We start from the raw sequence: 4,295 nt of genomic DNA on the forward strand, positions 1-4,295 counted from the left end.
TAAGCTTAAAGCCCTCACGGGTCTGAGGGTGGGAGGTTCAAAGGAAGAGTTTGACATCGGAGGTACCGATAACCCGGTCATGAAAGTGCCTGCAGATATTCCCGACTACTACGGTAAGGACAAGCCACTTCCCAAAGGCGCACCTTACATACCGGGATCCTCAATAAAAGGGAAGATGAGGAGCCTACTTGAGTGGGTCTATGGACGGGTTGAGGCAATGTACAGTAAGAATGATGATCTTGAGAAGGCGGGAAAACCCTGTGACTGTGGGAGATGTGAAATATGTATAGTTTTCGGCACCGGAGATGCGAAAACTTACGAAAATCTGTCCAAAGAAGAACAGCCCGGACCTCCGAGAGCCAAGTTCTTTGACCTCTACCCAACAGAAGAAACCCTCAACGATCTCCAAGAAGCCCTCGGAAGGGGAATCTTCACAGAGATAAAAACTGAAAATCAGATCAACCGTATAACTTCCCGTGCAAATCCCCGCAAGGTGGAGAGGATTCCGGCGGGAGCGGTCTTTGAAGGCACAATCGTCTTTGACTGCTACAAAGAAGGTGATGAAAACCTTCTCAAGGTAATCCTTCAGGGTATGCAGAAGCTTGAAGATAACTTCCTCGGAGGCTATGGCTCAAGAGGCTCGGGAAGGGTTAGGTTTGAGGAGATAGAGGTAAGGTGGAGACCTGCGGAGTTCTACAAAAATGGTACAGGTGAGGAGGTTAAGGGTAAGTTCAACACACCTGCTGAGGCTATGGAGGTTTTGGGAGGTTAAGGGGGGATGGTACCAAAGAAAGCTCTCAGGGCTGATTTCCTGCCCCGTTCCGCCTTCAAGGGATACCCGGAAAGCTATACACTCTTTGGCGCCATATGCTGGGGTATAAGAATCCTTGAAGGAGAGGAAGCTCTGACTGACATGCTTGAAAGGTTTAAGGAGAATCCGCCTTTTCTCATATCCTCCCCCATATTTATCAGGGAAAAGACGCTCTTCTTTCCCAAACCCCTCCTTGAAGAGAACTCGGAAGAGGAACTTACTCTTGAGAGCTACAGGCTCAGAAAGAAAGTTAAGAAGATCCAGTACATTAGCGAAAACGCCTTCAGAGCTGTGCTTGAAGGCAGGGTAAAAACAAGCGGAGAGCTTTCCCAATTTGCAGAGGATGGCGAGTTTTACAGCTCTCTTAACACCGTCCATGCAAGCATAAACAGGATAACCTGGACTACAAGCGGAGGAGAGCTCTACAACGAGGAGGTTTTCTACCTTTCCCTTCCCTTCTCGGTTTTCTTCCTCTTTTATCAGGAGGAGTTTGAGGCACCTGTAAAGTCAGCCCTGCGCTTCGTTCAACTCGGCGGTAATAGATCCACAGGTATGGGAAGATACGAAATTAGATTCGGCGATGTACCTGAGTGGTTGGTAAAACACTTTGAGCCAACCGAGAATTTTATAAGTCTTTCCCCTCACTTTTACGATGATTCCTTTGTGCTTGAAGAAAGTCTCTTTGAGCCAAAACCCCTTATGGGAGTTGCAGATAACTACTTCTACGCACCCACCCCGACGATAATAAAGAAAAAGGTCATGTACATTGACAGAGGCTCAAATATTAGGGTTAAAACCAAAAAAGATTTCTACGGTGAGCTAAAGGAAGTCATAAGGGACGAAGGGAAAGGTGTAACAGTTTATCAGTATGGATACGCCTTCCCCCTGTACGTGAGGTGGCAGTGATGAAGATAGAAGCCCTCTCACCGGTTCATATAGGAAGCGGGGAAGAAATAATCCCTTGGGAGTACAGTTTTGAAGGAAGAAAGCTTCATGTTTATCCTGCAGAATACATAGCTTCATCCCTTGCAAAAATCTATAAAGGTCCACGTCTCAGGAACCTGCTGATAGCCCTCAGAGATGAAGTTAAGGAATACGGCTTTAGGAAATGTTTCGGAGACTTCCTTAGAAATGAAGGCATATCTATGGAACCCCTGTACACCCTTGAACTGAGAACTAATCTCAGAGGAGGAAGAGAGTACAGAACCATAAAGAGCTTTATAAAGAGCAAGAACAAAGTTTATATTCCCGGCTCTGAGGTAAAGGGTGCTCTGAGGACCGCCTTTCTCTTCGGGATTATCCTGAGGGAACTAAGGAAAAATAACCAATTTTTGTTGAGAAAGATAGTCCAAATAGTAGAGGGGTTGCTCGCAAAAATTGATAAGATGAATAACAAAGAAAAACAAGGAGAATTTAACAAGGCTCACTCAAAAATTGAGTCCCTCATTCTCAGGAGAGGGGCTCCCAATGACGCAAAGTACGACCTCTTTAAGGCGGTTGAGGTTTCCGATACCGCGGAGGCTGAACCTTCCACAGCCCTATATGTGGATTCTGTTAATGTGATAGGTTCAAGTGAGCCCATACAGGAAGTTAACGAACTCCTCAAACCCGGAACGAGTTTTGAACTAAAGGTTCACATAGATAAGGACTCAAAGAAAGCCCTTTCAAAGGTAACAGAAAACCCTTACATAGAGCTTCTTGACCTTGAGTTTATGAGAGAAAGTGCTATTGAATTCTACAGATTTTTACTTGATGTAGATAGGGAGTATTTTGAAAAACACACTTCCGAGATAAGTGGAGATCCACTCAAAGAGCCCGAAGAGGCTATTGCAAAAGGAGATTTCCTGCTCAGGATAGGCAAACATCAGGGATTCTTAAGTGTGACTTTAACCATCCCCATTCTTATGGGGAACAAGGAGCTCTACAAAAAGCTCTACAAAGAAGTAGTACCCAAATTCAGCGGTGATGTCAACAAGACGAGAAAACTAACCTCGGAAGGCAAAACCCTCGGATGGTGCAGGTTAGTGGAGGAGGAGGAATGAAATGAAAATCTTAATTACCACCCTCGGGAGAGGTCAGTTTAATAAAGAGACTAAGAAATATGATTACTTTGAGGTTCCTTACGCCCTACCAAACGGAAAGACCTACAAAACCAAGCTCGTTGCCCATGCACTGATTGAGTATATAAAACCCGATGAGGTTTACATAGTAGGCACATCAGAGTCTCTGTGGGAATTGGCGGACAGCCTGATTAAAGACTACAAAAAAGTTGTGATACCCTATGGCAGGAATCAGGAAGAGTTCTGGGATATGTTCAGGAAGGTTTATTCCATAAATGTTCAGGGAAAGGAGCTATATATGGATATAACTCATGGCTTTAGGTCCATTCCCTTGATGACCACCACGATGGTAAACCTCTTTACAAAGGTTAAAGGCGCACGAATAAGAGGCGTGTACTATGGCATATACGAGGCTAAGTCCGAAGATGGCACAGTTCCCATAATAGACCTCCTTCCCTTTATAGAGCTGAACGAGTGGATAGAAGGTTTTACCCTGTTTACCCAATACGGAGACGGACTTTCTATAGCTGAACTCATAAAGAAAAAAGCACAAAGCTATCCTGATAAAAAGAGCTTAGGAAGAATAAATTCCCTTCCCAAAGTTCTGGAGAAGTTTTCACAGGCCGTAAGCTTTAACGCTCTTGATTTGATAACTAAGTCCACAAGAGACCTTATAAACTGCCTTGAAGACATAAGGGAGATCCCTATCGGATTTGAAGCTATGGAGCTTCTAAAGGATTCCATACTTTCGGAAGCTCTCAAGTTTTCTTCCTACGGAAGCGCCTGGGAAAGACAGCTCAAACTCGTCAAGTGGCTCTTTGAAAAGAGGAGGTATTCAGAAGCGCTCATTGCACTTGAGGAAACTATATTCACGTACATAATGGAAACCATCGGGCTTGATTACCTTGATAAGAGAAGAGAAAAGCTCGGTGGTGTATTCAGGAATGACTGTAGAGAACACAGAGTGTTTACAAAAGAGGCAAATAGCCTATTCAGCAAAATACAGGAACTTAGGAACAAGACCGGACACGCCTTCATGAAAAAAAGCGTGAGTGAAGGTGATATAAGGGAAGCGGTTGATACTCTAAAGGGCTATATAGATTCTACTGAGGCTATATTAAGAGAAGGAAGATTTATCAAGGATACAAACAGGCTCAAGGAAAGTGTAGGGGTGTAGGTTATGGAAATCCTTATGCTTCTGGTTCTCTTGGTACTCCTGCCTTTCGGGTTTTACAGATGGTTCAGGTCAGAGGAAGAGCCTCATTTCCAGACCTCAAGGAGTTCTGAGTTCTACTCTGATGAAGACGACAACAGCTTCTCAGAAGATGACTACTATCGCTACCGCTCAACGGATAGCTCGGAGGATGATATCATTTCCGAAGATGATATGTTTTCTTCTACATCCTCCTACTACTACGATGACG

Annotated in this window: 5 protein-coding genes; all 5 read left to right on the forward strand. The window is 44.3% G+C overall.

Going from position 1 to position 4,295, the window contains the following annotated elements:
• A partial coding sequence (csm3, locus tag ACWB1W_RS06370) for a type III-A CRISPR-associated RAMP protein Csm3 (protein WP_479370544.1) occupies nucleotides 1–772 on the forward strand: 772 nt, incomplete at its 5' end.
• Between the two features lie 6 nt (nucleotides 773–778).
• The gene (gene csm4, locus ACWB1W_RS06375; RefSeq protein ID WP_479370545.1) at nucleotides 779–1,717 is read left to right on the forward strand and encodes a type III-A CRISPR-associated RAMP protein Csm4; all 939 of its coding nucleotides are present in this window, start codon (nucleotides 779–781) and stop codon (nucleotides 1,715–1,717) included.
• A complete protein-coding gene (csm5, locus tag ACWB1W_RS06380) occupies nucleotides 1,717–2,853 on the forward strand; it encodes a type III-A CRISPR-associated RAMP protein Csm5 (RefSeq protein ID WP_479370546.1) in 1,137 nt (378 codons plus the stop codon). Before csm4 ends, csm5 begins: the two co-directional genes overlap by 1 nt.
• Nucleotide 2,854: 1 nt before the next feature.
• Complete coding sequence (gene csx2 / locus ACWB1W_RS06385; RefSeq protein WP_479370547.1) at nucleotides 2,855–4,048, forward strand: TIGR02221 family CRISPR-associated protein; 1,194 nt, start codon at nucleotides 2,855–2,857, stop codon at nucleotides 4,046–4,048.
• Nucleotides 4,049–4,078: 30 nt separating this feature from the next.
• Nucleotides 4,079–4,295: hypothetical protein (locus ACWB1W_RS06390; protein WP_479370548.1), on the forward strand; the 217-nt coding region annotated here is incomplete at its 3' end.

This window comes from Aquifex sp., assembly GCF_056494385.1.

Bases quoted from the DNA above. Each gene is read 5' to 3' on its own strand.
- csm4 (WP_479370545.1), top strand. From the start codon at position 779: ATGGTACCAAAGAAAGCTCTCAGGGCTGATTTCCTGCCCCGTTCCGCC.
- csm5 (WP_479370546.1), top strand. From the start codon at position 1,717: ATGAAGATAGAAGCCCTCTCACCGGTTCATATAGGAAGCGGGGAAGAA.
- csx2 (WP_479370547.1), top strand. From the start codon at position 2,855: ATGAAAATCTTAATTACCACCCTCGGGAGAGGTCAGTTTAATAAAGAG.